Source organism: Roseateles sp. 22389, from assembly GCF_052044995.1.
In the GTDB taxonomy this organism is placed as follows: domain Bacteria; phylum Pseudomonadota; class Gammaproteobacteria; order Burkholderiales; family Burkholderiaceae_C; genus Roseateles.
The window spans coordinates 24,150-48,363 of sequence record NZ_JBQEOF010000026.1; the positions used below are offsets into that span (position 1 = coordinate 24,150).

At 70.8% G+C, this 24,214-nt stretch carries 18 protein-coding genes; 16 read left to right on the forward strand and 2 right to left on the reverse strand.

Translation table 11 applies throughout. The features are described from left to right. Positions 1-54 precede the first annotated feature (54 nt). The 9 genes from ACTJKJ_RS24915 to ACTJKJ_RS24955 all read left to right on the forward strand — a co-directional run bounded on the left by ACTJKJ_RS24915 (position 55) and on the right by ACTJKJ_RS24955 (position 14,376). Positions 55-1,356 carry an efflux RND transporter periplasmic adaptor subunit gene (locus ACTJKJ_RS24915; protein WP_440822791.1) on the forward strand — a complete coding sequence of 434 codons (1,302 nt, stop codon included), beginning with the start codon at positions 55-57 and terminating at the stop codon, positions 1,354-1,356. Then, positions 1,356-4,562 carry an efflux RND transporter permease subunit gene (locus ACTJKJ_RS24920; RefSeq protein WP_440822793.1) on the forward strand — a complete coding sequence of 1,069 codons (3,207 nt, stop codon included), beginning with the start codon at positions 1,356-1,358 and terminating at the stop codon, positions 4,560-4,562. Before ACTJKJ_RS24915 ends, ACTJKJ_RS24920 begins: the two co-directional genes overlap by 1 nt. Positions 4,563-4,579: 17 nt before the next feature. Then, entirely contained in the window at positions 4,580-6,046 is a 1,467-nt protein-coding gene (locus ACTJKJ_RS24925; RefSeq protein ID WP_440822795.1) for an efflux transporter outer membrane subunit, read from the forward strand. Between the two features lie 155 nt (positions 6,047-6,201). Then, positions 6,202-8,277, forward strand: a complete 2,076-nt coding sequence (locus ACTJKJ_RS24930; RefSeq protein ID WP_440822797.1) for an alpha/beta hydrolase family protein — start codon at positions 6,202-6,204, stop codon at positions 8,275-8,277. 270 nt (positions 8,278-8,547) lie between these two features. Next, entirely contained in the window at positions 8,548-9,792 is a 1,245-nt protein-coding gene (locus ACTJKJ_RS24935; RefSeq protein WP_440822799.1) for an MFS transporter, read from the forward strand. Between the two features lie 47 nt (positions 9,793-9,839). Continuing rightward, positions 9,840-10,451 (forward strand): GNAT family N-acetyltransferase, encoded by a 612-nt coding sequence (locus tag ACTJKJ_RS24940; RefSeq protein ID WP_440822801.1) that lies wholly within the window; start codon positions 9,840-9,842, stop codon positions 10,449-10,451. Positions 10,452-10,568: 117 nt separating this feature from the next. After that, complete coding sequence (locus ACTJKJ_RS24945) at positions 10,569-11,072, forward strand: hypothetical protein (protein ID WP_440822803.1); 504 nt, start codon at positions 10,569-10,571, stop codon at positions 11,070-11,072. Between the two features lie 2 nt (positions 11,073-11,074). Next, positions 11,075-11,845 carry a DUF1828 domain-containing protein gene (locus ACTJKJ_RS24950; protein WP_343603077.1) on the forward strand — a complete coding sequence of 257 codons (771 nt, stop codon included), beginning with the start codon at positions 11,075-11,077 and terminating at the stop codon, positions 11,843-11,845. A gap of 137 nt (positions 11,846-11,982) precedes the next feature. Further along, complete coding sequence (locus tag ACTJKJ_RS24955) at positions 11,983-14,376, forward strand: TonB-dependent receptor plug domain-containing protein (RefSeq protein ID WP_440822805.1); 2,394 nt, start codon at positions 11,983-11,985, stop codon at positions 14,374-14,376. 43 nt (positions 14,377-14,419) lie between these two features. Here ACTJKJ_RS24955 and ACTJKJ_RS24960 read toward each other — a convergent pair whose 3' ends face one another. Beyond that, positions 14,420-15,163, reverse strand: a complete 744-nt coding sequence (locus tag ACTJKJ_RS24960) for a LuxR C-terminal-related transcriptional regulator (protein ID WP_091724848.1) — start codon at positions 15,161-15,163, stop codon at positions 14,420-14,422. Positions 15,164-15,245: 82 nt separating this feature from the next. Then, complete coding sequence (locus ACTJKJ_RS24965) at positions 15,246-16,223, reverse strand: NADPH:quinone oxidoreductase family protein (RefSeq protein ID WP_440822808.1); 978 nt, start codon at positions 16,221-16,223, stop codon at positions 15,246-15,248. 107 nt (positions 16,224-16,330) lie between these two features. Here ACTJKJ_RS24965 and surE point away from each other — a divergent pair, with 107 nt between their 5' ends. The 7 genes from surE (at position 16,331) to ACTJKJ_RS25000 (ending at position 24,127) form a co-directional block, all read left to right on the forward strand. Continuing rightward, positions 16,331-17,086, forward strand: a complete 756-nt coding sequence (gene surE, locus ACTJKJ_RS24970) for a 5'/3'-nucleotidase SurE (protein ID WP_183479922.1) — start codon at positions 16,331-16,333, stop codon at positions 17,084-17,086. Beyond that, positions 17,083-17,928 carry a protein-L-isoaspartate(D-aspartate) O-methyltransferase gene (locus ACTJKJ_RS24975; protein ID WP_440822811.1) on the forward strand — a complete coding sequence of 282 codons (846 nt, stop codon included), beginning with the start codon at positions 17,083-17,085 and terminating at the stop codon, positions 17,926-17,928. Before surE ends, ACTJKJ_RS24975 begins: the two co-directional genes overlap by 4 nt. 55 nt (positions 17,929-17,983) lie before the next feature. After that, positions 17,984-18,865: a peptidoglycan DD-metalloendopeptidase family protein gene (locus ACTJKJ_RS24980; protein ID WP_183479920.1), complete on the forward strand. Its 882-nt coding sequence runs from the start codon at positions 17,984-17,986 to the stop codon at positions 18,863-18,865. 24 nt (positions 18,866-18,889) lie between these two features. Further along, positions 18,890-20,023 (forward strand): RNA polymerase sigma factor RpoS, encoded by a 1,134-nt coding sequence (gene rpoS, locus ACTJKJ_RS24985; RefSeq protein ID WP_440822813.1) that lies wholly within the window; start codon positions 18,890-18,892, stop codon positions 20,021-20,023. A 146-nt stretch (positions 20,024-20,169) separates the two neighbouring features. Beyond that, entirely contained in the window at positions 20,170-21,618 is a 1,449-nt protein-coding gene (rlmD, locus tag ACTJKJ_RS24990) for a 23S rRNA (uracil(1939)-C(5))-methyltransferase RlmD (protein ID WP_440822815.1), read from the forward strand. Positions 21,619-21,719: 101 nt separating this feature from the next. Next, positions 21,720-22,829 carry a chorismate synthase gene (aroC, locus tag ACTJKJ_RS24995; RefSeq protein WP_440822818.1) on the forward strand — a complete coding sequence of 370 codons (1,110 nt, stop codon included), beginning with the start codon at positions 21,720-21,722 and terminating at the stop codon, positions 22,827-22,829. A 56-nt stretch (positions 22,830-22,885) separates the two neighbouring features. Further along, positions 22,886-24,127 carry an MFS transporter gene (locus tag ACTJKJ_RS25000; RefSeq protein WP_440822820.1) on the forward strand — a complete coding sequence of 414 codons (1,242 nt, stop codon included), beginning with the start codon at positions 22,886-22,888 and terminating at the stop codon, positions 24,125-24,127. The last annotated feature ends 87 nt before the right edge of the window (positions 24,128-24,214 follow it).

Consider the following 24,214-nt stretch of genomic DNA (forward strand, 5'->3'; position numbering starts at 1 on the left):
CGGCGGACGCGATCTTCAAGGTGTCTCCACATTCGTGGGCCAGCATCCGCCGCCATGCCGAAGATTCTGACACCCTGCGCGCGGGCGGCTGGTCCGCGCGCGTCGATGCCGCGTCCCGCCGCGCTGTCCCTGCTGATCGCCCTGGTGGCCGTCCTGGCCGCCGGCTGCGGCGAGAAGAAAACCGCCTCCGCCCAGCCCGCGCCGCCCGAAGTGGGCGTGGTCATCGTCGCGACGCAGGACGCGCCGCTGGCGCTGGAGCTGCCTGGCCGCCTGTCGGCGAGCCAGGTCGCCGAGATCCGCCCGCAGGTCAGCGGCATCGTCCAGAAGCGGCTCTTCGAGGAAGGCACGACGGTGCGCGCCGGCCAGGCGCTCTACCAGCTCGATGCCGCCAGCTACGAGGCCGAGCGCGCGCGCGCCGCGGCCGCGCTGCAGAAGGCCGAGGCCCAGGTGGCCGTCGCCCGCACCCGCGCCGAGCGCGACGCCGAGCTGCTCAAGGCCGACGCGCTCAGCCGCCAGAGCGCCGACGACAGCGCCAGCGCGCTGCGGCAGGCCCAGGCCGACGTGGCCGTGGCCCGCGCCGCGCTCGACGCCGCGCGCGTGCAGCTGGACCGCACCCGCATCGCGGCGCCGATCTCCGGCCGCATCGAAGTTTCCACCGTCACCGCCGGCGCCTTGGTCACCGCCAACCAGACGCAGGCGCTGACCACGGTGCAGCAGCTCGATCCGATGCATGTGGACATCGTCCAGAGCAGCGCCGAGATCCTGCAGCTGCGCCGCCAGCTCGAGGGCGAGGGCCCGAACGGCCAGGGCAGCCGCCAGATCCGCGTCGTGCTCGAGGACGGCACCGTGTACGCCCGTCCCGGCACCTTGCAGGTCAGCGGCGTGACCGTCGACCGCGGCACCGGCGCGGTGACGCTGCGCGCGGTCGTGCCCAATCCGCAGGGCATGCTGATGCCCGGCATGGTCGTGCGCGCGCAGCTGCTGGCGGGCGTCGACCGCGACGCGATCGTCGTGCCGCAGCAGGGCGTCACCCGGTCGCCGACCGGCGAGGCGACCGCGCTGGTCGTCGGCGAGGGCAACAAGACCGAGCTGCGCCGCCTCGTGCTCAAGCGCGCGATGGGCAACCAGTGGGTCGTCGCCAGCGGTTTGAAGCCGGGTGACAAGCTCGCCGTCGAGGGCCTGCAGCGCGTGCGGCCCAACCAGGTGGTGACGCCGGTGCCAGCCGGCGCCGGCAAGAAGAAGGGCGGCGAGCAGCCGGGCGCCCCGGCCGGCGGTGCGGCCAGCGCGGCGTCCGTCCCCGCGTCTGTCACCGCGTCCATGGCGGCTTCGGGCCCGGCCTCGGGCGGGAGCCTCTGATGGCCGCCTTCTTCATCGACCGGCCGATCTTCGCCTGGGTGCTGGCCATCGTCGTGATGCTGGCCGGCATCGCCGCGGTGCTCGGCTTGCCGCTGGAGCGCTATCCGGACATCGCGCCGACGCGCATCTCGATCAACACCAGCTACCCCGGCGCCTCGGCCAAGGCGATCGAGGACTCGGTCACCCAGGTCATCGAGCAGAACCTCAAGGGCATCGACGGCCTGTTCTCGATCGAGTCCACCAGCAATGCCTCCGGCGGCGCCAACACGCAGCTGAGCTTCGTCGCCGGCACCGATCCCGACCTGGCGCAGATGCAGGTGCAGAACAAGGTCTCGCAGTCGCTCTCGCGGCTGCCGCAGGCGGTGCAGGCGCAGGGCGTGCGCGTCACCAAGGCGGGCTCCGAGCCGCTGATGGTGGTCATGCTCACCAGCGACGATCCGAATGTCAGCTCCGCCGACCTCGGCGACTACCTGTCCAGCACGCTGCAGGACATCATCAGCCGCATCGAGGGTGTCGGCGACATCAACGTCTTCGGCTCCGGTTATGCGATGCGCATCTGGCTGGACCCGGCGCGGTTGCAGCGCTACGCGCTGGTGCCAGGCGACATCCGCAACGCGCTGCTGGCGCAGAACACCGAGGTCTCGGCCGGCCAGCTCGGCGCGCAGCCGGTGCCCGAGGGCCAGCGGCTCACCGCGATCATCACCGCGCGCGCCAAGCTGCAGACGCCGGAGCAGTTCCGCAACATCGTGCTGCGCGTGCAGCCGGACGGCTCCGCGCTGCGGCTCAAGGACGTGGCCCGGGTGGAGCTCGGCCGCGACAGCTACACCACCAACGTGCGCAGCAGCGGCGTCACCGCCGCCGGCATGGCCATCGTGCCGGCCAGCGGCGCCAATGCGCTCAAGACCGCCGAGCTGGTCAAGGCCAAATTCAAGGAGCTCGAGCCCTTCTTCCCGCACGGCATGAAGGTCACCTTCACCTACGACACGACGCCCTTCATCAGCGTCTCCATCGAGGGCGTGGTGCACACGCTGATCGAGGCGATGGTGCTGGTCGTGGTGATCATGTACCTGTTCATGCAGAACCTGCGCGCCACGCTGGTGCCGGCGATCGCGGTGCCGGTGGTGCTGCTGGGCACCTTCGGCGTGCTGGCGCTGGCGGGGTACTCGATCAACACGCTGACCATGTTCGGCCTGGTGCTGGCCATCGGCCTGCTGGTCGACGACGCGATCGTGGTGGTCGAGAACGTCGAGCGCCTGATGCGCGAGGAGGGCCTGAGCCCCCGCGACGCGACCCGCGCCAGCATGAAGGAGATCAGCGGCGCGCTGGTCGGCATCGCGGTCGTGCTGTCGGCGGTGTTCATCCCGATGGCCTTCTTCGGCGGCTCCACCGGCGTGATCTACCGCCAGTTCTCGATCACCGTGGTGAGCGCGATGGTGCTGTCGGTGCTGGTGGCGATGAGCCTGTCGCCAGCGCTGTGCGCGACGCTGCTCAAGCCGGTCCACAAGGGCGAGCATGCCGCGCATGGCGGGCCCTTCGGCAAGCAGCTGGACTGGTTCTTCGGCGGCTTCAATCGCGGCTTCGACCGCTTCACCGAGCGGTATGTGTCGCGCGTGCGCTGGCTGACGGCGCGCGGCGTGCGCAGCTTCATGGTCTACCTGCTGCTGATCGCGGGGTTGGCGGCGCTCTACAAGACGCTGCCGACCTCCTTCCTGCCGGACGAGGACCAGGGCGGCCTGCAGATCCAGGTGCGCATGGCGCCGGGCGCCACGGCGGAGCGGATGGAGGCCGTCGCCCAGAGCATCGAGGGCTACCTGGCCGACCAGAAGGAAGTCCAGTTCTACAACATCGTGCGCGGCGCTGGCGGCGACCAGGGCTCGGGGCAGGGCTTCATCCGCCTGACCGACTGGTCCGAGCGGACCGGCAAGGCGCAGGGCGCCGGCGCGCTGGCCGAGCGCTTCAGCCGCGAGCTCGGCAAGCGCGTGCGCGACGCCAACATCTTCGTCGTGCAGCCGCCGACGGTGCGCGGCCTGGGCGGCAGTGCCGGCATCCAGCTGTTCCTGCAGGACCTGGGCGGCGTCGGCTCGGAGGCGCTCATCGCCGCGCGCGACCGCCTCATCGACCTGGCCAACCAGCGGCCCGAACTCAGCCGTGCCCGCACCAACAGCCTGACCGAGACGCCGCAGCTGCAGATCGACATCGACGACCACAAGGCGGGCACGCTGGGCGTGACGACCTCGACGATCAACGACACGCTGTCGATCGCGCTGGGCAGCAGCTATGTGAACGACTTCCTCGACCGCGGCCGCGTCAAGCGGGTGCTGGTGCAGGGCGAGGGCGCCTACCGCGCCGATCCCGAGGCGCTGCGCTTCTGGTACGTGCGCAACAGCAGCGGCGAGATGGTGTCCTTCAGCGCCTTCGCCAAGGCGGGCTGGACCAACGGTCCGCGCCAGCTGGTCCGCTACAACGGCAGCGCCGCCTATGAGATCCAGGCCGACGTCGCGCCGGGCGTGAGCTCGGGCGCCGCGATGGCCGCGATGGAGCAGGTGCTGCGCGAGATGCCGCCGGGCATCGGCTTCGAGTGGTCCGGCCGCAGCTACCAGGAGCGGCTGTCCGGTGATCAGGCGCCGATGCTGTATGCGGTCTCGGTGCTGTTCATCTTCCTGTGCCTGGCGGCGCTGTACGAGAGCTGGTCGGTGCCCTTCAGCGTGATGCTGGTGGTGCCGCTGGGCATCATCGGCGCGCTCGCGGCCAGCCACCTCGGCGGGCAGATGAACGACGTGTTCTTCCAGGTCGGCCTGCTGACGACGGTCGGCCTGTCGGCGAAGAACGCGATCCTGATCGTCGAGTTCGCCGAGACACTGCTGGCGCAGGGCATGGGTCTGCTCGACGCCACACTCAAGGCCTGCCGGCAGCGATTGCGGCCGATCCTGATGACCTCGCTCGCCTTCATGATGGGCGTGCTGCCGCTGGCCTACGCCAGTGGCGCGGGCTCGGGTTCGCAGCGCGCGATCGGCGTGGGCGTGCTCGGCGGCATGGGCAGCGCGACGCTGCTGGGCATCTTCTTCGTGCCGCTGTTCTACCTGTGGGTCAAGCAGCGCTTCAGCCGCATGAAGAGGACCGGGACCGCCCGCGATGCCGGGACGAGGCCCACCGACGAGGGCCCTCACGCCGCTGGCGATGCGGCCGGGCCGGAGGCGCGGACATGAGGCGCGCGCATGCATCCATGAGCTTGACGACCCGGTGCGCGGCGATCGCGCTGCTGCTGGGCCTGGGCGCGTGCGGCAGCCTGGTGCCGTCGACCGACACGCCGCGTCCGCCGCTGCGCGAGGACTTCCGTCCCCCGGCCGCCCCGGCTTCGGCGGCATCGGGCGCCGGCTCGGCCTCGGCCGCGACGCCCACCGCAGCCCCGACCGCGAACGCGGCCTCGACCGAAGCATCGACCGCCGCCGCGCACGAGTGGCGCGGCTTCTTCGCCGACGCCCGGCTGGACGAGGTGGTGGCGCTCGCGCTCGACCAGAACCGCAGCCTGCGCGCGAGCGCGGCCGCCGTCGAGCGGGTACGGGCGCAGTACCGTATCGCGGCGGCGGATCGCCTGCCGGAGATCGGCCTGGGCGCCTCCGCGACGCGCCAGCGCACGACCAACGGCGAGGGCGCGACGACCACCTACGGCGTCAACCTGGGCCTGGCGAGTTACGAGATCGACCTGTTCAACCGCTTGGGTAGCCTCGAGGGCGCGGCGTTGTCGCGCTTCCTCGCGGAGCAGGAGACGCAGCGCAGCGCGCGGCTGAGCCTGGCCGCCGAAGTCGCGACCGCGTGGCTGTCGCTGGCGGCGGCGCAGCAGCGACTGGTGCTCAACCAGGCGCTGCGCGACAGCCAGCAGCGCTCCCTCGACCTGGCGGAGCGGCAGTACGCGCTGGGCGCGGCGTCCGGCCTCGACCGCGCGCGGGCGCGCGCCGCCTTCGAATCGGCACGGGGCGATGCGGCGGAAAGCGTCGGCGCGGTCACGCAGGCACGGCTGCAGCTGGAGCTGCTCGTCGGGCAGCCGGTGCCTGACCGGCTGCTGCCCACGCCCCAGGCCGCGTTGCCCATGGTGACCGCGCTGCCGGAGCTGCCCGGCGGCCTGCCCGCCGAGGTGCTGCTGCAGCGCCCCGACCTCCGCGCCGCGGAGCAGCGCCTGCGCGCGGCGGCCTTTGACGTCGGTGCCGCACGCGCCGCGCGTTTCCCGCGCCTGACCTTGACGGCCAGCGCCGGCACGCGCAGTCCCGACCTGGATGGCCTGTTCGAGAGCGGCAGCGGAGTGTGGAGCCTGGTCCCGCAGATCGACCTGCCGCTGTTCGATGGCGGCGCCCGGCGCGCGCAGGTCGAGGTCAGCGAGGCCAGCCGGCGCGAGGCGCTGGCGAACTACGAGTCGGCGCTGCAGTCCGCGTTCCGCGAGGTCGCGGACGCGCTGGCGGTGCGCGATCAACTGGCCGAGCGGCTCGATGCGCAGCAGGCGCAGGTCGACGCGGCGGCGCAGTCGCTGCGCCTGGCCGAGCGCAGCTACCGGCTCGGCGGCAGCAGCCAGCTGGAGCTGCTGGACGCCCAGCGGCAGCTGACCACCGCCCAGCGCGTGCTGGTCACGCTGCGTCAGACCGAGCAGGTCAATCGCGTCGCGCTGCTGCGCGCGCTCGGCGGCCGGTGGACGCCCTGATGAGGTGACGCGGTGACGCGGTGGTGACGCGGCCCCGGTCGTGTCGATCACGACCGAGGCTTTTCCCTCATGGATCGACCCGGTGCCGGGCCGGAGCGAACTGGCCAAGAATGCGGGGACACGAACCACACCATTCTTGTTTCAGGGAGCGAGGGATGAATCGAATTCGCGCAGGGCGGCTGACCGCCTGGGCGAGCCTGTGCGCGCTGGCCGCGCTGGGCCTGATGGGAACGGCGCAAGGCGCGCCCGCAGGGCAGGCCACGGCGGCCACGACGGCCGCCTCACCACCGCCGATCGCCGACTTCTTCCGCGACCCGCAGGTGCGTCGCCCCAAGCTGTCGCCGGACGGCCGCGCGGTCGCGATGATCGTCAGCAACTCGGAGAGCGAACGCAGCGCGCTCGCGGTGATCGAGCCGGACCAGGGCAACCGCATCACGGTGGTGGCCAGCTTCACCGACTCCGACATCGCCTTCTTCGACTGGGTGGGCAGCGACCGGCTGGTCTACACCTCCGGCAAGGACGAGGCCGGCAGGCGGCGCGACGGCAACAGCGCCGGCTTGTGGACGGTCAAGCGCGACGGCAGCGAGCGCCGGCAGCTGATCCTGACGCGCTACGCGCAGGAAAGCCGGCTCGAGTCGCGCATCATCACGCGCGCGCTGCCCTTCGAATGGTTCCTCTATGACGTGCCCGACGACGACAGCGGCGAGGTCATCGTCGGCTACGGCCGTTACGACGCGCGCTGGGACCTGAAGTCGGTCCAACTGGCCCGCCTGAACATCGAGACGCAGCAGCGCCGGACGCTGGAGGCGAAGTCGCCGCCCAACGTGGTCCGCTGGGAGCTCGACCCCGGCGGCGAGCCCTGGGCGCTGCAGACCCATGACGAGGACCGCGAGGCGCTGTACTTCAAGACGGCCGAGGGCGCCTGGACGCTGGCGCAGTCTGGCGACTGGGTCAACTCGCCCACGGCGGAGCCGCTGGCCTCCGACGGCCGCGGCCTGCGCCTGGTGATCGCCGGCACGCCGGCGGGCACGCAGGCGCTGTACCGCATCGATCCCAAGACGCTGAAGCAGGAGGACGAGCCGCTGGTCTCGCTGCAGGGCTACGACTTCCAGGGCGAGGCGGTCTTCGACGCCGAGAGCCGGCGCCTGCTGGGCCTGCACTATGAAAACGACGCGCCGGCGACGCACTGGTTCGACCCGACGCTCAAGCGCATGCAGGCCGAGGTCGACGGCGCGCTGCCGGGCCGCATCAACCGGCTGGCCTGCCGGCGCTGCCTCAAGACGGGGCGGGTGATGGTGACCTCGATGTCGGACACGCAGCCGCCGGAGTACTTCCTCTACGACCAGGGCACCCACAAGCTGCTGGCCTTCGGCGCCGCGCGGCCGTGGATCCGCGCCGCGGAGATGGCGCAGGTCGACCTGTCGCGCGTGCGCGCCCGTGACGGGCTCGAATTCCCGGTGATGGTCACCAAGCCTCGCGGCGCCGCGGCCGGTCCGCGTCCGGCCGTCATGCTGGTGCACGGCGGGCCCTTCGTGCGCGGCACCTCCTGGGGCTGGAACGCCTTGCCGCAGTTCCTGGCCTCGCGCGGTTATGTCGTGATCGAACCCGAGTTCCGCGGCAGCAGCGGCTATGGCGACCGGCTCTTCCGCGCCGGCTGGCGGCAATGGGGCGAGGGAATGATCGACGATCTCAGCGATGCGCTGGCCTGGGCCGTCAAGCAGGGCCTGGTCGATCCGAAGCGGGTCTGCATCGCGGGCGCGAGCTACGGCGGCTACGCATCGATGATGGCGCTCATCAAGGACCCGGGGCAGTACCGCTGCGGCGTGAGCTGGGCCGGCGTGACCGACCTCGACTACCTGTTCACCCTGGACTGGAGCGACGCGAGCGATGCTTCGCGCCGTTTCGGCATGACCGCGATGATCGGCGACCGCGTCAAGGAGGCCGAGCGGCTGCGGCGCACCTCGCCGCTGCGCCGCGCGGCCGACCTGAAGGCGCCGGTCCTGATCGCCCACGGCATCGACGATCGCCGCGTGCCGATCGACCACGCGACCGACTTCCGCCGTGCGCTCGAGCGGGCCGGCCACAAGGACGTCGAGTACGTCACCTACAACGGGGAAGGCCACGGCTGGCGCATGTTGGCCACGGACGTCGACTTCTTCGGGCGGATGGAGCGCTTCCTCGCCAAGCACCTCGCCACGAAGGATCCCGCGACCCCGACCAGCGCGCAGTGAGGCGCCCGGCCTCGCCGGGAGNCCCGCGCGGCGCGGCTTACCAGCCGATGGTGCAGGTCACCGTCGTCGGCGCGTTCGTGTGCGGCGAGGGGCTGAGACCGCCGACGTCGTCGTAGGCGAAGCCATCGGCCAGCCCATGGCCGTTGACGTGGCCCTCGGTGCGCAGGGCTGTGCGATGTCCGGGCGGCCGGCGCGGGACGGGCGAGTGGCGGCATCGGTGCGGACCGACCTCGCTTATCGTCGTCCCGGACCTCGCAGCCTGTCCCCGCCATGCAGCCCACCCCCAGCGCCGATCCCGTCGCCAGCTTCTCGTTCCGAAGGATCGCGGTGCCGGCCTTCGGGCCGTCGCTGCTGTTCGGCCTGGGCGAGGGCGCCATCCTGCCGATCGTGCCGCTGATGGCGCGCGAGCTGGGCGCATCCGTGTCAATGGCGGCCTTCGTGGTGACGCTGATCGGGCTGGGCTCGCTGCTCAACAACATCCCGGCCTCGCTGATCACGATGCGCTGGGGCGAGCGCTGGGCCATCGTGGCGGCCGGCGTGTGGAGCGCGCTCGGCATGGCGCTGTGCGTGCTGCTGCCGGGCGTGGTGCCGCTGGCGATCGGCTGCTTCATGGTGGGCATGTCGCAGGCGGTCTACAACCTGGCGCGCCAGAGCTATCTCACCGAGGCGGTGCCGGCCGTCTATCGCGCGCGGGCGCTCTCGACGCTGGGCGGCGTGATGCGCATCGGCATGTTCATCGGCCCCTTCCTGTCGGCCGCGGCGGTCCATGCCTTCGGGCTGTCGGCGGCCTTCGGCGTGGGCATCGCAGGCGTCCTGGCGGCGGCGGCCATCGGCGCGCGGCTGCCCGACCTGGAGCTGCCGCCGCACCTCGCGGGCGCGAGCGCGCCGGCGCCGGTCACGCTCGGCAGCATCCTGGCCGACCACCGCCGCGTGTTCCTGACGCTGGGGCTGGGCGTGCTGCTGGTCAGCGCGGTGCGGGCCTCGCGCCAGGCAGTGATTCCGCTGTGGGCGGACCACCTGCTGCTGGCGCCGGCGGTGACCTCGCTGATCTACGGCATCTCCGGCGGCATCGAGATGCTGCTGTTCTATCCGGCCGGACGCGTGATGGACCTCAAGGGCCGGCGCTGGGTGGCGGTGCCGTCGATGGTCCTCATCGGCCTGGCTCTGCTGGCGATGCCGTTCAGCACCGGTTTCGTCTCGCTGCTGGCGGCCGCGACGGCGATCGGCCTGGGCAACGGCATCGGGTCGGGCTTGATCATGACGCTGGGCGCCGACCACGCCCCGCGCCACGGCCGCGCCTACTTCCTCGCGGTGTGGCGCTTCCTCTCGGACCTGGGCGGCTCCTGCGGCCCGGCCTTGCTCTCGGCGCTGGTGGCGACCGCGTCGCTGGCCGGCGGCATCGCGGTCACCGGCGGGCTGGCGCTGCTGGCGGCGGGGATGCTGGGGGTGTGGATTCCGGCGCGAAACGCGGCAGCGTCGTCAACGCCGTCAACGCCGTCAACGCCGCCGCGCTGAGCTGGCTTCGCGGTGAGGACCGCGGTGCGAGGCCCTACAGTCGCGGCATGTCGTCCGAACCCCAGCCCCAAGCCGGATCGCCGCTCAAGCGGCTGCGCACCGCGCGCCTGCTGATGCACGCCTCGGCGCCCGCGATGGCCGAAGCCATCATCGATTACCAGTCCCGCAACGCCGCGCACCTCGCGCGCTGGGACCCGACGCGGCCGGCCGATCATTGGGAGCTGGAGCCCACGCGGGCCCGCCTGGCGCGCGAGGAGGCCGGTTTCGAGGCCGGCACGATCTGGCGCTTCTGGTTGTCGCTGCACGAGGCGCCGGATCGCGTGATCGGCCAGTGCGCGCTCTCCGACGTGGTGCGGGGCGTGTTCCAGAGCGCGATGCTGGGCTACAGCCTGGACCAGGGCTGCGTCGGCGGCGGCCTGATGCAGGAGGCGCTGAAGTGCCTGCTCGACCAGGCCTTCGGACCGGCGGTGTCGCTGCATCGGGTGCAGGCGTCGGTGAGGCCGGAAAACGCGCGCAGCCGCCGCGTGCTGGAACGCCTGGGCTTCCGGCGCGAGGGCTTCAGCCCGCGCTACCTGTTCATCGACGGCGCGTGGCGCGACCACGAGACCTTCGCGTTGATCAATCCGGGGTGGGGGGAGACGCAGCGGCCGGTGGCGTGAGCGGCAGTCCGGCCGGCGCGCTGTGAAGCGTTGCGTTCATGCCAACTCGCTTGAAATCGACCTGCTAGGGCGTGCCTAGACTGGGCTTCGGTCTCAGGTGAAGCGAGGGCGTGGTCAATGAAGCAGTGGATGACAGACGAGTCGATCAAATCGCTGATCGAGATGCCGAAGGCGGTGCGCAATCCCAGGGCGCGGTGGACGGAGCAGAAGAAGTCGAGGCGACGGACTTTTGACGTCGAGAGCGTGGACGGCCGGCACCGGTTCCGGGTCTATCAGCGTCAGAACATGGTGGATCCGAATGCCTTCTCATGCGGATTGAGCGTGCTCGATGGTGACGGTGAGGATCTGACGCTCGTGCGGTGCAATGGGCCCGATCATCTTCACGGGAATCCGCTGGAAGGGGCCCGCCTCGACTATCGATGCCATGTGCACGTCGCCACCGAGCGATACATCGCCGAAGGAATGAAACCGGAACATTTTGCCGAGCATTGCGAGGCTTATGGCGATCTCGTCGGCGCGACACGGCATCTTGCCGACTTGTGCGCGATTGCCAATCTGCCGCTGGACCTGGATGGCGCAAGCATCGAGCCTGCGGAAGAGCTGCTCGAGAGGGGGCGCTGAACATGAGTCGAACGAATCTTCAGCAGCAGCTGTGCACGATGCTCTGCCGCGAGGTGCAAGTCGTCGAGCGAAGGGGGCAGCTCATGGTGTCGCTGCCGTTTGAAGGGCGGGACGGCGATCACCCCGTCGTCCACCTTTCGCAAGAAGGGGAAGGCTGGCGATTGAGCGATCTCGCCAAGACCTTGATGCGGCTCAGCTACGAGAACGATCTGTCCAAACTTCTGAGCGGCGCGCGCGGCAAGCTCTATGAGCAGGTTCTGCGAGAGTGCGGGGTTTCGGATCAGGACGGGGAACTGGTCGTCAAAGCCGGCGCGGAGGAACTCGTGCAGGGCTTGTTCCGATTGGGGCGGTGCATCTGCCGTCTTGAGGATCTTGGGCTCTGGAGCCGTGGACGAGTCGAATCCACGTTCTATGACGACCTCAACTCCGTCCTGCGTGATGTCGTCGGCGGTGATCGATTGATCAGGGACTATGTGGACCCCGACGTCCCCGCCAGTGAGAACTATCCGATCGATTTTTACGTTCAGGGGGCTCGCGCACCGCTCTACCTGTTTGGAGTCAAGGGGGCGGACAAGGCGCGGTTGACTGCCATCACGCTTCAGCACCTGAAGACTTACGCGGGCAACTTCGATTCCCTGGTGGTCGTCAATGATCTCGGGGATGTGTCGAAGGCCGACATCGAGCGATTGGCCAAGGTGGCGAACGACATGGTGTTCGGGCTCGACGACAAGCGCGCGATCCGCGACAAGATCGATCACAGGCTTCGGGCCTGAGCGCTACACCTCGGTCTTCGCTCCTTGCCTGTCGAGTACTCCCTCCGCATGAGCATCTGCGCCGAGCTTCTTTGTCCGGGCATGCTGGCTCACGCAGGCTACGGAACTGTCTTGATCGATGAATCCTTGAAAGCCCCATGGTCCTTCGCTCGCCATTTCCTCTGCCGCACCGCCACGCCATCCCGTTGAGCGTCGTCGCGCTCGCCGCCATCGCCAGCTTCGCGCCGTCGGTGCATGCTCAAAGCTCGTTGCCTTCGGCGGCGGCATCGGCGGATCAGCTCCAGCAGGTCGTCGTCACCGGCACGCGCCGCGTCAATCGCACGGTCGCCGAGTCCGAGTCGCCTGTCGACGTCCTCAGCGCCGCGGACCTGCAGCGCACCGGGACCACCGAGCTTGCGACAGCGCTCGGGCAGTTGCTGCCCTCGCTGAACTTCCCGCGCCCGTCGTTGACCGACGCCTCCGACGCCGTGCGGCCCGCCCAGCTGCGCGGGCTCTCGCCCGACCAGACGCTGGTGCTGATCGACGGCAAGCGCCGCCACACGACTGCGGTGGTCAACATCAACGGCACGCAGGGGCGGGGGGCCGCGCCGGTGGACCTGAACACCATTCCGCTGGCCGCCATCGAGCGCATCGAGGTGCTGCGCGACGGCGCCGCGGCGCAGTACGGGTCCGACGCGATCGCCGGCGTCATCAACATCGTCCTGAAGAAGGGCGCGCGCGGCGGCAGCGTCAACGCCGAACTCGGCCAGACCGATGCCGGCGACGGCTTGCGGCACACCGAATCCGCCAGCGCCGGATTCGCCCTGGGGCAGGACGGATGGATCCGCTTCGCGCTCGAGAACCGCCATCAGCAGCGGACCAACCGCGCCGGCGTCGACACCCGCGAGGCGGCGACCGAGCCGCGTTTCGTGCAGGTCAACAACCGGCTCGGCGATCCGGACAGCCATCAGCAGGCCGCCGTGCTGAACGCCGAGCTGCCGCTGGCCGGCGCGCTGCAGGCCTATGCCGTCGCCACGCTCAGCCATCGCGACACGGTGTCCGCCGCCTTCTGGCGCACCCGCGCCACCGCGGTGGCCAACGACGTCGCCGACCTGTATCCCGAGGGCTTCCTTCCGCTGCAGCGCAGCACCACGGTCGACGTCGGCCTGATCGCCGGCGTGCGGGGCGAACTCGCCGGCTGGTCCTGGGACGCGAGCCTCAACCATGGCCGCAACCGCTTCGACATCGACGTCACCGACACCGCGAACTACTCGCTGGGCAATGCCAGCCCGACGCGCTTCGACGCGGGCCGGCTGAGCAACCAGCAGACAGTGCTCAACCTGGATCTCTCGCGCGAAATCGACCTCGGCCTGGCCGCGCCCTGGACGCTGGCCCTGGGCGCGGAGGCTCGCCGCGAGCGCTACGAGATCGACGCCGGCGAGCCCGCGTCGTACCAGAGCGGCGGCGCGTCCGGTTTCCCCGGCTTCCAGCCTGGCAATGCCGGCGCGCATGCGCGCCGCGACGTGGCGGCCTATGCCAGCCTGGAAGGCCGCGTGACGCAGGCCTTCAGCGCCTCGGCCGCGCTGCGGGCCGAGCATTACGACGACTTCGGCGGCGCGAGCTCGGCGAAGTTGTCGGGCCGTTATGCCTGGTCGCCGGCCGTGGCGTTGCGCGGCACCGTGTCCACCGGCTTCCGTGCGCCGTCGCTGGCGCAGCGGTTCTTCGCCACCACCTCGACCAACCTGATCAACGGCGCGCTGGTGGAAGCGGGCACCTTCCCGGTCGAGTCCGCCGCCGCCGCGGCCCTGGGCGCGAAGCCGCTGAAGCCCGAGAAGTCCCGCAACCTCAGCCTGGGCCTGCTGCTGCAGCCCCTGGCGCAGTGGCAGACCACGGTGGACGTCTACCAGATCGACATCGACGACCGCATCCTGCTGTCGGCCAACCTCTCGTTGCCGACCGCGCTGCGGGACCAACTGGCCGCGCAGGGCGTGCTGGTGAGTGCCGGGCGCTACTTCACCAACGCGCTGGACACGCGCACCCGCGGTGTCGATGTCGTGAGCACCTGGCAGCAGGACTGGGGCGGTGCCGGCCGCGGCCAGTACACGCTGGCCTACAACCACAACAGGAATTCGGTGCGCCATGTCGACGACAACCCGGCGCTGCTGAGCGCCAACAACCTGACGCTGATCGATCGCGTGACGCTGGCGCGGGCGACCGTCGGCTCGCCCAAGGACAAGCTGGTCGCGAGCGCGGAACACCGGTGGGGACCGTGGAGCGGCCGCGTGGCCGCCAGCCGCTACGGCAGTTTCGTCATCCGCCAGTCCAACGCGGCGAACGACCAGACCTTCGGCGCGGCCTGGCTGCTGGATGTGTCGGCGGGATGGGAGCAGGGCGCCTGGCAGGTCAGCGCGGGTGTCGACAACCTCACCGACCGCTATCCGGATCGGGTCATCGCCGCCAATGCCATCGGCGGGATCCTGGCCTACAACCAGTTCTCGCCCTTCGGCTTCAATGGGCGGCAGTACTACGCGAAGGTGGGTTATCGGTGGTGATCCACCTGGCGCGGAACCGGCCGGCGAGCGCCGGCCACGGGCCTCAGACCAGCCCCTGCTTGCTCGCCAGCACGGCCGCCTCGGCGCGGCTGGAGACGTTGAGCTTCTTGTAGATGGACTTGATGTGGTCGTTGACGGTGAACCACTTGATGCCCATCAGGTTCGCGATCTCCTTGATCGTGAAGCCCTTGCTGAGGTAGGTCAGCACTTCGTTCTCGCGCGGGGTCAGGCGTTCCCATTCGGGCACCGGATCCAGCGTCACGCCGCGCCCGCTGGGCGTGGCCGTCGAGGTCAGGCTGCCGAAGCCGGAGTTCAGTCCCATCGGCCCCGAATCGCCGGTGGAGCCCGGCCGGAAATGCGACAGCAGCCGCCGCGCGATCGCCGGCGACAGCGGCGGCTGGCCACGCACGATGCGCTGCAGTTCCTCGACCAGCACCTCGAAACGGTCCTCCTTCAGCAGGTAGCCGTCCGCGCCGCGCTGCAGGGCAGGGAAGAGGTGGTCGTCGTCCGAGTACAGCGTCGTGACGATCTTGACCGCCGGCTTGCCGGACAGCTCGCCCAGGAACTCCATGCCGTTGCCGTCCGGCAGCTCCAGGTCGATCAGGATCAGCTTGTAGCCGTTGCCGGCGCTGCCGTCGCTCTCGACCTTGGCGAGTTGCCGGCGGGCGCCTTCCAGGTCGCCGGCCTCGGTGATCTCCATGCCATCGCTGAAGCTTTCACGCACCACGCGGCACAGGAAGCTGCGGGCGACGGGGTTGTCTTCGACGATGAGAACTTTGACGGCCATGGTGTGGGGAGCAAAAGCTGCCCGCATCCTAGCAGCGCCCCCCCGGCTTGCATGCCCCGTGAAACAGGGTGTCGACGGGCGGTCAGCCGTTGACGACGACCAGCTTGCCCACCACCTGCCGCGAGGCCATGCGCTCGAAGGCCTGCGGCAGCGACGTCATCGGCAGCACCTGGTCGATCACCGGCCGGATCCTGCCGGCGGCATACCATTGCGCCAGGGTCGCCATCATCGCGGCATTGCGCTTGGGTTCGCGCTTGGCGAACTCTCCCCAGAACACGCCCACCAGCGACGCGCCCTTGAGCAGGGCCAGGTTCAGCGGCAGCGCCGGGATGGCGCCCTGGGCGAAACCCACCACCAGGTAGCGGCCGCGCCAGGCGATCGAGCGGAAGGCCGCTTCGGCCAGGTCGCCGCCGACCGGGTCGTAGATGACGTCGGGGCCGCGGCCCTCGGTGTGGGCCTTGATCTCGTCGCGCAAGGAGCCCTGGGTGTAGTTGATGGTGGCATCGGCGCCGATCTCCCGGCAACGCGCGCATTTCTCGTCGGACGAGGCCGCCGCGATCACCCGCGCGCCGGCCGCCTTGGCGATCTGGATCGCCGCCGTCCCGACGCCGCCGGCCGCGCCCAGGATCAGCACCGTCTCGCCCGGCTGCAGCGCGGCGCGGTCGATCAGCGCGTGGTGGCTGGTCGCATAGGTGCAGATGAAGGCGGCCGCGTCCTCGAAGGGGAAACCCGGCGGCAGCGGCATGGCTAGCGCGGCCGGGACCAGCGCCTCGGTGCCGAAGCCGCCGGTGCCGGTGAAGGCCGCCACCGCGTCGCCCGGCTTGAAGCCGCTCACGCCGTCGCCCACCGCCTCGACGATGCCGGCGAACTCGGTGCCCGGCACGAAGGGCAGCGGCGGCTTCATCTGGTACTTGTTCTGGATGATCAGCAGGTCGGGAAAGTTCAGGCTCGCCGCCTTGATCGCCACCTTCAGCTGGCCCGGCCCGGGCGTGGGAGACGGCAGGTCCTTCCATTGCAGCGCCTCGACGCCGACGGGGTTCTCGCACAGCCAAGCCTTCATCTCTCGTCTCCTTGTCCAGGCCTCCGGCGGAGGGTCGGGGCGCATGATAGGCAGCGCGCCGCGCGGGCCGCGTCGCCGGGGTGACGGCCTGCCTACAATGCCGCCCCATGCGCATCCTCATCGCCAACGACGACGGCTACCTGGCCCCCGGTATCGCCGCCCTGGTCCGCGCCTGCGAAGGGCTCGGCACGGTGGAAGTCATCGCCCCCGAGCAGAACGCCAGCGGCACGTCCAACTCGCTCACGCTGCACCGGCCGCTGTCGGTCTACACGGCGTCCAACGGCTATCGCTACGTCAACGGCACGCCGTCCGACTGCGTCCACCTGGCGCTGACCGGCCTGCTCGACTACAAGCCCGACCTGGTGCTCTCGGGCATCAACAACGGCGCCAACATGGGCGACGACACGCTGTATTCCGGCACCGTCGCCGCGGCCACCGAGGGCTACCTGTTCGGCGTACCCTCGATCGCGTTCTCGCAGGTCGAGAAGGGCTGGGGCCACCTCGACGCCGCGACCGCCGTGGTCCGGGCGCTGGTCCAGGACGTGATCGCCGGCGGACTGGACCGGCCCTTCCTGCTGAGCGTGAACATCCCCAACCGCGCCGACGCCGCCGCGCTGCCGCGCCGCATCACGCGGCTGGGCCGCCGCCATGCCAGCGAGGCCACCATCCAGCAGCGCAGCCCGCGCGGCGACATGATCTACTGGATCGGCCCGGCCGGCGCCGAGCGCGAGGCCGGCGAGGGCACCGACTTCCACGCCACCGGCAACGGCGCCGTCTCGATCACGCCGCTGCAGGTCGACCTCACCGAACACGCGACGCTGGACGACTGGCGCCAGCGGCTGCAGACCGCCGGCCGTCCATGACCTCGCTGCCGCCCCGGCCCAAGCGCTTCCCGCTGTCGCTGGACAAGCTCGCCCCGGCGCGCCCGGGCACGCCGTCCGCGGCCGCGGCCGCCGAGGCCCGCGAGCCGCTCAAGCCGCAGGGCCACTGGCAGCAGGCCGCCGCCATCAAGGCGCGCCAGACGACGCCGATCGGCCTGGGGCTGGACTCCGCCGGCGTGCGCCAGCGCATGGTGGACCGGCTGCGCCGCGAAGGCCTGACGGACGAGCGCGTGCTGCAGGCGCTGGCGACGGTGCACCGGCATGCTTTCGTCGACTCCGCGCTGGCGACGCAGGCCTACGAGGACACCAGCCTGCCGATCGGGCACGGCCAGACCATCTCCAAGCCGTCGGTCGTCGGCCGGATGATGGCGCTGATGCTGGACGCGCCGGGCGCGCGCCAACGCGGCCATCTCGGCAAGGTGCTGGAAATCGGCACCGGCTGCGGCTACCAGGCGGCGCTGCTGATGCAAGTGTCGAAACAGGTCGTGTCGGTCGAGCGGCTGCGGCCGCTGCACGACAAGGCCCGCGCGAACCTGGTCGGCCACCACCAGGTGCGGCTGGTCTACGGTGACGGCATGCTGGGCCATCCGCCGTCCGCGCCCTACGACAGCATCATCTCGGCCGCTGGCGGCGACGACATCCCCAAGGCCTGGCTGGACCAGCTCGCGCCGGGCGGCCGGCTGGTCGCGCCGATGACCGCGCCCAGCGGCCGCGGCCAGGTGCTGGTGCTCATCGACCACGTCCGTGACACGGCGGGCTCGCGCTTCGTGCGCAGCCTGCACGAAGCGGTCCTGTTCGTGCCCCTAAAATCGGGGGTCCTGTAGCGCGGCAGCCTCACGGCTCCCGCGCTTCGGCTTTCGCAACGACAAACACGCGCGCATGCAACATCTCTTCCGTTCTCCGCTGCTTTGGGTCTCCGTGGTGGTGCTGGCGCTCACGGGCTGCCAGAACACACCGCATCGCGCGCCGGTGGAGGACCGCGCCGTCGGCAAGGGCGCGTCCGCGCAGTCCGCGATCCCGGGCACCGCGGTGACGCCCGCGCCGGAATCGAAACCGCTGCCCGGCGCCGAGAACGCCGGCAAGCCCGGCTACTACACCGTCAAGCCCGGCGACACGCTGATCCGCATCGCCATGGACAACGGCCAGGGCTGGAAGGACGTGGCGCGCTGGAACGGCATGGACAACCCCAACCTGATCGAAGTGGGTCAGGTCTTGCGCGTGGCGCCCCCGGGCGTGGACCCGACCGCGGTGACGACCAAGCCGCTGGCGAGCTCGAAAGTCGAGACCCGGCCGCTGGATGGCAAGTCCCCGGCTCCGGCGACGGGCAGCGCGTCCGCCGCCTCGGCGCCCGCGACCGCCGCCGCGACGCCCGCGCCCGCCACCCGCGACGACGACGACATCAGCTGGGGCTGGCCCGCTTCCGGCCCGGTGGCCGCGGGCTTCGACGAAGTCCGCAACAAGGGCCTGGCGTTCTCCGGCAAGCCCGGCGACCCGGTGTTCGCCGCCGCCGATGGCCGCGTGATGTACGCGGGCGCGGGGTTGCGCGGATACGGCAACATGATCATCATCAAGCACAGCACGAACTATCTGACGGCCTACGCGCATAACCAGACGTTGCTGGTGAAGGAAGACCAGGTGGTGCGCAAGGGCCAGAAGATCGCCGAGATGGGCAGCAGCGACGCGGATTCGGTGAAGCTGCACTTCGAGGTGCGCAAGCAGGGCAAGCCGATCGATCCGTCGAAGCTGTTGCCCGCGCGCTGAGGGCGCTCAAGGAGGCGCCGCAACATGACCTTGCAACGCGCCTCTTCGTCAGATGGACTCTCGCCCGACGGCCTGGACCGCCCCGGTCATCCAGGCCGTTTCAGATTGCCGCCCGAGCTGGCGGCCGAGTCCGCCGACCCGGCCGAGGACCATGAGGCCGCCGCGCCGGCCGAGGGCGATGCGGCGGACAGTCCCGAGGTCGTGGCCGACGAGGACGACGAAGTCCGCGCGCTGCGCAGCGCCGAATCCGAGGACGGCAAGAGCAAGTCCAGGAACGGCAAGGGCGACCTGGGTCCCGCCGACGGCGACGCGACCAACGCCCTGCAGGCCTACCTGCGCGACATCCGGCGCACCCCGCTGCTGACGCCCCAGGAGGAGTACGACACCGCCGTGAAGGCGCGCGCCGGCGACTTCGAGGCGCGCCAGGCGATGATCGAGCACAACCTGCGGCTGGTCGTCAGCATCGCCAAGAACTACCTGGGCCGCGGCCTGCCGATGAGCGACCTCATCGAGGAAGGCAACCTCGGCCTGATGCACGCGATCGGCAAGTTCGAGCCCGAGCGCGGTTTCCGTTTCTCGACCTACGCCAGCTGGTGGATCCGCCAGGCGGTGGAGCGCGCGCTGATGCATCAGGCGCGGCTGGTGCGGCTGCCGGTACACATCGTGCGCGAGCTCAACCAGGTGCTGAAGGCGCGCCGCGCGCTGGAGGCGCTCGCGGCGCAGCGCGGCGGCGAAGGCGCGGTGCGCGCCGAGGATGTCGCGCAGGCGCTGGGCCGACCGGTCGACGAGATCGCCGAGTTGCTCGCTTACGCCGAACTGCCCAGCTCGCTGGATTCGCCGGTGGACCGCAATGGCGACGGCGGCGAATCGATGCTGGACCTGGTCGCCGACGAGCAGGCGGTCGACCCGGCGGGCCACCGGCTCAGCCATGAGCTGGAGGACCTGCTCAAGAGCGGGCTAGCCTCGCTGAGCGACCGCGAGCGCGAGGTGCTCGCCGGCCGCTACGGCCTGGCCGACCGCGAGCCCGAGACGCTGGACATCCTCGCCGTGCGGCTGGGCCTGACCCGCGAACGCATCCGGCAGATCCAGATCGAGGCACTGGCCAAGCTCAAGCGCAACATGATGCGGCAGGGCATCAGCCGGGATTCGATTTTCTGAACCCTGAACGGCGCTGGCACCGGTGCTTCCCCTGGCTAGCACCGCCGTACTGCGACGACCCCTCACCCCCAACCCTCTCCCCGCAAGCGGGGAGAGGGAGTTCCGTCGAGCGCCTGTCGCGATCTGCGCTGGGATAATGCGCGCCCATGACTGATGTATCGGAATGGCTGAAGGTCGAGTCGCTGGACCTTGAAGCGCAGGGCGTCGCCCACAACAGCGAAGGCAAGGTCGTGTTCATCGAGGGCGCCTTGCCCGGCGAAGAGGTCCAGGTCGCCGTCGGCCGCAAGAAGAACAACTGGGAGCAGGCCGCGATGGTCGCGATGCGCCGCGAGAGCGCGCAGCGGGTGCGGCCGGTCTGCCCGCATTTCGGGCTGCATGCCGGCGCCTGCGGCGGCTGCAAGATGCAGCACCTGCATCCCGGCGCCCAGGTGGCGGTCAAGCAGCGCGTGCTCGAGGACAACCTGTGGCACCTCGGCAAGGTCAAGGCCGAGGCGCTGCTGCGCCCGATCGAGGGGCCGGCCACCGGCTACCGTTACCGCGCCCGCCTGTCGGTGCGCTACGTGCCGAAGAAGGGCCACGTGCTGGTCGGCTTCCATGAGCGCAAGAGCCGCTACATCGCCGACATGCAGGTCTGCAAGGTGCTGCCCGAGAAGGTCAGCGCGATGCTGCTGCCGCTGCGCGAGCTGATCGGCGCGATGGACGGCCGCGACCGCCTGCCGCAGATCGAGCTGGCCATCGGCGACAACGGCGGCACGCAGGTGATCGCGCTGGTGCTGCGCCACCTGGAGCCGCTGAGCACGGGCGACGTCGCCCGGCTGCGCGCCTTCGCCGCCGAGCACGGCGTGCAATGGTGGCTGCAGCCCAAGGGGCCGGAGACGGTGCACCTGCTCGATGCGGACGGACCGGAGCTGGCCTACACGCTGCCGGAGTTCGGCGTCGTGATGCCGTTCAAGCCGACCGACTTCACGCAGGTCAACCACCACATCAACACGGTGCTGGTCGGCCGCGCGCTGCGCCTGCTGGGCGTGCGGTCCGGCGAGCGCGTCATCGACTGGTTCTGCGGCCTGGGCAACTTCACCCTGCCGCTGGCGACGCAGGCCCGCGAAGTCCTCGGCATCGAGGGCAGCGAGGCGCTGGTGCAGCGCTCGCGGGAGAACGCCAAGCGCAATGGACTCGACCACAAGGCCAGCTTCGTCGCGCGCAACCTGTTCGAGATGACCCCGCAGCTGCTGGTGGCCGACGGCGCCGCCGACCGCTGGCTGATCGATCCGCCGCGCGAGGGCGCCTTCGCGCTGGTCAAGGCGCTGGCGGACCTGGTCCAGGACCCGTCGCTGGCACCCGGCTGGACGCCGCCCGAGCGCATCGTCTACGTGTCCTGCGCGCCGGCCACGCTGGCGCGCGACGCGGGGCTGCTGGTCAACGTGGCCGGCTACCGCTGCGTGCAGGCCGGCGCGGTGAACATGTTCCCGCACACGGCGCACGTGGAATCGATCGCCGTCTTCGAGCGGGATCCGCAGGCGCAGGCGCAGGCGCAGGCCCGGACCGCGGCGCAGGACGACGCCTCGCCGCCGCCGAGCGCTGGCTTCATCGCTTGATGAGGCTGGTGGCGGTCCGGTCGGGCGCAGGATGAGCCCTCGGCCCGGGGCGCGCTCGTAGAATCGGCAGCTTCGGTTTCTCGCCTCGGCAGGTTCTCCAGATGTCCGGCAGCACTTTCGGCAGCTTGTTTCGCGTCACCAACTTCGGCGAGAGTCACGGCCCGGCCATCGGCTGCGTGATCGATGGCTGCCCGCCCGGGCTGGCGCTGTCGGTCGAGGACATCCAGCCCGAGCTGGACCGGCGCCGCCCCGGCACCTCGCGCCACGTCACGCAGCGGCAGGAGCCCGACCAGGTCGAGATCCTGTCCGGCGTCTACGAGGGCCTGACCACCGGCACGCCGATCTGCCTGCTGATCCGCAATGTGGACCAGCGCAGCAAGGACTACGGGAACATCCTCGACACCTTCCGTCCCGGCCACGCCGATTACACCTACTGGCGCAAGTACGGCCTGCGCGATCCGCGCGGCGGCGGGCGCTCGTCGGCCCGGCTGACCGCGCCGATGGTGGCCGCCGGCGCCGTCGCCCGCAAATGGCTGAAGCAGGAACTGGGCGTCCGGTTCCGCGGCTGCATGACGGCGCTGGGCGAGATCGACCTGGCCTTCGAGGGCTGGGATCATGTCGGCCAGAACCCCTTCTTCGCCGCCAACGCCTCGCAGATCCAGGCGCTGGAGGACTACATGGACGCGCTGCGCAAGGACGGCGACTCGGTCGGCGCGAAGCTGATGGTCGAGGCCACCGGCATGCCGGCCGGCCTGGGCCAGCCGCTGTTCGACAAGCTCGATGCCGACATCGCCTACGCGATGATGGGCATCAACGCGGTCAAGGGCGTCGAGATCGGCGCCGGTTTCGACAGCGTGCGCCAGCGCGGCAGCCAGCATGGCGACGAGCTGACGCCGGCGGGCTTCGCCAGCAACAACGCCGGCGGCGTGCTGGGCGGCATCTCCAGCGGCCAGGACCTGCGCGTGTCGATCGCGATCAAGCCCACCAGCTCCATCCGCACCCCCAAGGCGTCCATCAACCGCGCCGGCGAGCCGACGACGGTCGAGACCTTCGGCCGCCACGATCCCTGCGTCGGCATCCGCGCGACGCCGATCGCCGAGGCGATGCTGGCGCTGGTCGTCATCGACCATGTGCTGATGGATCGCGCGCAGTGCGCCGACGTCGAGCTGCCCATCCCCGCGATCGCCGCGCATCGCTCTGACGCGGGCTGAAGCCGCGACCGCGCCCGCACGCCGGCGCGGTCCCCGTCCGTCCCTCCGACTGCCTCATGGCCCGATCCACCGCCCCGTCGGCCGTCCCGGCGACGCCGGACGGCGCCCGCGTGCTGCGCGCGAGCGCGCTGCTCGGCTGCGCCTATTACGGCAGCATCGGCCTGTTCAACCCGTTCGCGCCGCTCTGGTACAAGTCGCTCGGCCTGCCGGTGGTGGCGATCGGGCTGCTGGTGTCGATGCAGAGCTGGACCCGGCTGTTCGCGCCCTACCTGTGGGGCCTGGTGGCCGACCGCAGCGGCCGGCGCGTCGAGCTGATCCGGGTCGCGGCGCTCGCCTGCTGGATCAGCGCCTGTGGCCTGTTGCTGGTGTCGCCCAGCGGTGGCGGCAGCGGCAGTGGCGCGTCGGTGCTCGGGCTGACGCTGGTCGTGTTCCTGATGTACTTCTTCAACGCCTGCGTGACGCCGCTCAACGAGGCGCTGATCGCGCATGAGCTGGCCGCCAGCGGCGGCATGGATCCGAAGCGCTACGGCCGTGTGCGGCTGTGGGGTTCGGTCGGCTTCCTGGCGACCGTCGTCGGCGGCGGCTGGTGGTTCGACGCGGCCGGCATGGCGGTGTTCCCGTGGACCATCGTCGCGGGGCTCACGACGCTGGTGATCGCCGCCTGGCGGCTGCCGCGCAGAGCCGCCGTCCAGCACGACGCGGCCGCGCCGGTCTCCATCGCCGCCACGCTGCGCCGACCGGAGGTCGGCTGGTTCTTCCTCGGGATGTTCTTCACCGTGCTGGCGCACACCGCGATCTACGCGTTCTACAGCCTCTACCTGGACCGGCTCGGTTACGGGAAGGGGCAGGTGGGCGCGCTGTGGGCGGTGTCGGTCGCGGCGGAGATCGCCTGGTTCGCCTTCCAGGGCCGCTGGGTCCGGCAGCAGCACCTGCATCACTGGCTCATCGTCGCGGCGCTGCTGGCGGCGTTCCGGCTGGCGGGCACCGCCGGGCTGGGCGCGAGTCTCGTGGCGATGGTCCTGCTCCAGTGCTGCCACGCGGTCACCTTCGCCGCGCAGCACACCGCCTGCATCGGCCTGATCGGGCGCTATTTCCCCGGCCGGCTGCAGGGCCGCGGCCAGGCGCTGTACGCGGTGCTGGGCTACGGGGTCTCGGGCGTGCTGGGCAGCCTGGGCGGCGCCTGGCTCGCCGAAAGTCATGGCTACGCGGCCTGCTTCTGGGCCGCGTCGGCCTTCGCGCTCGTCGGCGCGGCCTGTCATTGGCGCTGCGCGAAACGCGATCCGCTGCAGCCGGCCTGAGCGCCGCCCGCCTGGTCCGGCGCTATGGCCGCACCGGTTCCGAAAGCCAAAAGGCAATCGGGCGCCATCGCCTCCTTCTGCGCTTTC

Coding starts and splice junctions, on each gene's coding strand:
- ACTJKJ_RS24915 (WP_440822791.1), top strand. CDS start 55: ATGCCGAAGATTCTGACACCCTGCGCGCGGGCGGCTGGTCCGCGCGCG.
- ACTJKJ_RS24920 (WP_440822793.1), top strand. CDS start 1,356: ATGGCCGCCTTCTTCATCGACCGGCCGATCTTCGCCTGGGTGCTGGCC.
- ACTJKJ_RS24925 (WP_440822795.1), top strand. CDS start 4,580: ATGAGCTTGACGACCCGGTGCGCGGCGATCGCGCTGCTGCTGGGCCTG.
- ACTJKJ_RS24930 (WP_440822797.1), top strand. CDS start 6,202: ATGAATCGAATTCGCGCAGGGCGGCTGACCGCCTGGGCGAGCCTGTGC.
- ACTJKJ_RS24935 (WP_440822799.1), top strand. CDS start 8,548: ATGCAGCCCACCCCCAGCGCCGATCCCGTCGCCAGCTTCTCGTTCCGA.
- ACTJKJ_RS24940 (WP_440822801.1), top strand. CDS start 9,840: ATGTCGTCCGAACCCCAGCCCCAAGCCGGATCGCCGCTCAAGCGGCTG.
- ACTJKJ_RS24945 (WP_440822803.1), top strand. CDS start 10,569: ATGAAGCAGTGGATGACAGACGAGTCGATCAAATCGCTGATCGAGATG.
- ACTJKJ_RS24950 (WP_343603077.1), top strand. CDS start 11,075: ATGAGTCGAACGAATCTTCAGCAGCAGCTGTGCACGATGCTCTGCCGC.
- ACTJKJ_RS24955 (WP_440822805.1), top strand. CDS start 11,983: ATGGTCCTTCGCTCGCCATTTCCTCTGCCGCACCGCCACGCCATCCCG.
- ACTJKJ_RS24960 (WP_091724848.1), bottom strand. CDS start 15,163: ATGGCCGTCAAAGTTCTCATCGTCGAAGACAACCCCGTCGCCCGCAGC.
- ACTJKJ_RS24965 (WP_440822808.1), bottom strand. CDS start 16,223: ATGAAGGCTTGGCTGTGCGAGAACCCCGTCGGCGTCGAGGCGCTGCAA.
- surE (WP_183479922.1), top strand. CDS start 16,331: ATGCGCATCCTCATCGCCAACGACGACGGCTACCTGGCCCCCGGTATC.
- ACTJKJ_RS24975 (WP_440822811.1), top strand. CDS start 17,083: ATGACCTCGCTGCCGCCCCGGCCCAAGCGCTTCCCGCTGTCGCTGGAC.
- ACTJKJ_RS24980 (WP_183479920.1), top strand. CDS start 17,984: ATGCAACATCTCTTCCGTTCTCCGCTGCTTTGGGTCTCCGTGGTGGTG.
- rpoS (WP_440822813.1), top strand. CDS start 18,890: ATGACCTTGCAACGCGCCTCTTCGTCAGATGGACTCTCGCCCGACGGC.
- rlmD (WP_440822815.1), top strand. CDS start 20,170: ATGACTGATGTATCGGAATGGCTGAAGGTCGAGTCGCTGGACCTTGAA.
- aroC (WP_440822818.1), top strand. CDS start 21,720: ATGTCCGGCAGCACTTTCGGCAGCTTGTTTCGCGTCACCAACTTCGGC.
- ACTJKJ_RS25000 (WP_440822820.1), top strand. CDS start 22,886: ATGGCCCGATCCACCGCCCCGTCGGCCGTCCCGGCGACGCCGGACGGC.